The sequence below is a fragment of the Streptomyces sp. NPDC059080 genome (genome assembly GCF_042739975.1).
GTDB lineage: Bacteria > Actinomycetota > Actinomycetes > Streptomycetales > Streptomycetaceae > Streptomyces > Streptomyces benahoarensis.
Genome location: NZ_JBHYGX010000058.1, coordinates 1 through 2,713, shown reverse-complemented (window position 1 = coordinate 2,713; position 2,713 = coordinate 1). Strand labels below are relative to the sequence as shown.

Here is a 2,713-nt window from a genome sequence, read left to right as displayed (position 1 = left end):
GCGCCCCCCCGCGCGGGCCGCGCGAGCCCCCCCCCCCCGGCGCGCCGGGGCCCGGGGCCCCCCCCCGCGCGGGCCCCGCGCCCCCCCCCCCCGGGGCCTGGAGGGCGGCCGCTACCCCCGCCGGGCCACCGCGAAGATGCGGCGGAAGGGGAAGGCCGTGCCGTGGCGGCCCGGCGGGTAGGACTTGCGGAGCAGATCGCGGTACTGGGCGAGGAACTCCTCGCGGGCGGGCGGGTCGTCGGCCAGGGCGGTGAGGACGGGGCGTAGGGCGGTGCCCTTGACCCAGTCGAGGACGGGGTCCTCGCCCTGAAGCAGCTGAACGTAGGTGGTCTCCCAGACGTCGGTGGTGCAGCCGAGGTCGGTGAGGAGGTCGAGGTAGTCGGCGGGCTGGAGGACGTGGACGTAGCGGTGGCCGTGGCCGGCGAGGCGGTCGCGCCACTGGGGGGCGTCGCACAGCTCGCCCAGCAGGGCGTGGCTGGGGGCGGTGAAGTTGCCGGGGACCTGGAAGGCGAAGGTGCCGCCGGGGGTGAGGGCATCGAGCCAGCGGCCGAAGGACTCGGGGTGGTTGGGGACCCACTGAAGGGCCGCGTTGGAGACGATCAGGTCGTAGCGCTCGACGGGGGCCCAGTCGGTGGCGTCGGCGGCGGCGAAGTCGAGGTGGCCGCCGCCGGGGGTGGGTCCGGCGAGGGTGGCGGCCTCGGCGAGCATCTGGGAGGAGCTGTCGAGGCCGGTGATGTGGGCGTCGGGCCAGCGGTCGGCGAGCACGGTGGTGACGTTGCCGGGGCCGCAGCCGAGGTCGGCGATACGGGCGGGGCGGCCGCACGCGGGGAGCTCGGGTATACGGGCAAGGAGGTCGAGGAAGGGGCGGGTGCGGTGCGCGGCGTGGCGGAGATACTGCTGCGGGTCCCAGATGGGTGCGTCAGGCATGGGCGGTAACCCCTCTGCTGGTACGGCCAGTTCCGGGTGGATCGGGGGCCGTGTTCAGGACACATCGCCGGAACGACGGGTTCAGGCCGACCGTGCCCAGGCGCACGGAAAAGTATATCTCGATGTCAAGATAGTCGATATCGAGAAGGCACACGTCAAGAGACTTCATGTCGACAGACCCCTTACACTGATCGTCATGGAGGACGAGGTCGACCGTCTGGTCGCAGCATGGCGCCGCGAGCGCCCGGACCTCGACGTGGAACCGCTTGAGGTCCTCAGCCGCGTGAGCAGGCTGGCCAGGCACCTCGACCGGGCCCGTCGCCTCGCCTTCTCCGAGGTGGGGCTGGAGCCCTGGGAGTTCGATGTTCTCACCGCGCTGCGCCGCGCCGGGGCGCCGTACCAGCTCTCCCCCGGCGCGCTCCTCACCCAGACCCTCGTGACGTCCGGCACGATGACCAACCGTATCGACCGGCTCGCCAAGAAGGACCTCGTCGAGCGGCTGCCCGACCCCAACGACCGGCGCGGCGTGCTGGTCCGGCTGACCCCTGCTGGCCGGGACAAGGCCGACGCCTCGCTGGCCGGTCTGCTCACCCAGGAACGGACAATTCTCGCCGAGCTGTCCCGCGAACAGCGCCGCGAACTCGCCGGCCTGCTCCGGCGGTTGACGGGGCCGTTCGACAATATTCCCGGGTAAGGCGGGCGCCGGGCCTGAGGGCTGTGGGCCGGGCTGTGGGCCGTCTTCAGGGAGCCTTCCTGTATGGGGCGGGCTGCGGTGAAGCTTTCAGGCCCCCTCAGCGCACGGGAAGCACACCGCCGCCCCCCGCCCGGGCCGCCACCGGCGCGGGCGCGGGTTCCGCCGGGCCGATGCCCGCGCGGCGGGCCAGGGCCACCGCGGCGAGGGTGGAGTGGACGTCGAGCTTGCCGAGGACGTTCTGCATGTGGGTGCGGACGGTGTGCGGGGAGAGGAAGAGGCGTTCGGCGACGGCCTTGCGGCCCATGCCCGCCACCATGCAGCGCAGCACCTCGCGTTCGCGGGGCGTCAGGGTCTCGACGAGCCGTTCGCTCTCCGTACGGTGACGGCGGGCGGCGGTCAGCTCCCGTAGGACGCCGGTCAGCAGGGCGGGCGGCAGATGCGTTTCCTCGCGGAGCACCCCGCGGAGCACGGCCAGCAGCCGGGAGAGCGAGCAGTCCTTGGCGACCCAGCCCTGGGCGCCCGCCTGGAGGGCGGCGGCCGCGCGGCGCGGGTCGTCGCGTTCGGCGAGGACGACGGTGCGCACTTCCGGGTGGGTGGCGCGGACCGCGGAGACCAGCGCGATGCCGTCGCGGGGCGGGCGTGCCACGCCGCCCTGGCCCCGCGACGGCTGGGCGGGGACGGTGGCGAGCGTCGGCGCCGCGGCGGTGAGGTCGGCATCGGCCAGCAGGACATCGACGGGGCGGCCCTCGGCGGCGGCGCGTTCGAGGGCGTGCAGCGCGGCGTGGGCGCCGCCCGCCGTCGCCACACAGACGTCCGCCTCGGCCGCGAGCGCCGCGGCCAGCGATTCGGCGAAGATGCGGTGGCCGTCGGCCACCAGTACCCGGATGCGTTGCACGTGGACCCCCTGTCGTGGGGAACGGACCCTAGCGGGCATCGGACCCGGGGTGAAGATCGCCGTATGCGCACGGCTGCTGCCGTGGCCCCCGTGGTAGCCGCCCGGCGCGCGGCTCCCCGGCGTCCAGCCGGGCGATGACTTCCTGGACCCGGTGGTTCTCGGTGACGATGTGCCGCACCAGGGGCTGCACATCGGGG

General features: G+C 74.3%; 3 protein-coding genes. 1 reads left to right on the top strand and 2 read right to left on the bottom strand.

Going from position 1 to position 2,713, the window contains the following annotated elements; genetic code table 11:
- Window positions 1–111: 111 nt before the first annotated feature.
- A complete protein-coding gene (locus ACFWWQ_RS27955; protein WP_384601774.1) occupies window positions 112–927 on the bottom strand; it encodes a trans-aconitate 2-methyltransferase in 816 nt (271 codons plus the stop codon).
- A 196-nt stretch (window positions 928–1,123) separates the two neighbouring features.
- Here ACFWWQ_RS27955 and ACFWWQ_RS27950 point away from each other — a divergent pair, with 196 nt between their 5' ends.
- The gene (locus ACFWWQ_RS27950) at window positions 1,124–1,621 is read left to right on the top strand and encodes a MarR family winged helix-turn-helix transcriptional regulator (RefSeq protein ID WP_384601771.1); all 498 of its coding nucleotides are present in this window, start codon (window positions 1,124–1,126) and stop codon (window positions 1,619–1,621) included.
- Window positions 1,622–1,718: 97 nt separating this feature from the next.
- Here the strand turns inward: ACFWWQ_RS27950 and ACFWWQ_RS27945 are convergent, their stop codons facing one another.
- Entirely contained in the window at window positions 1,719–2,516 is a 798-nt protein-coding gene (locus tag ACFWWQ_RS27945; protein WP_384601768.1) for a DNA-binding response regulator, read from the bottom strand.
- Window positions 2,517–2,713: the final 197 nt, after the last annotated feature.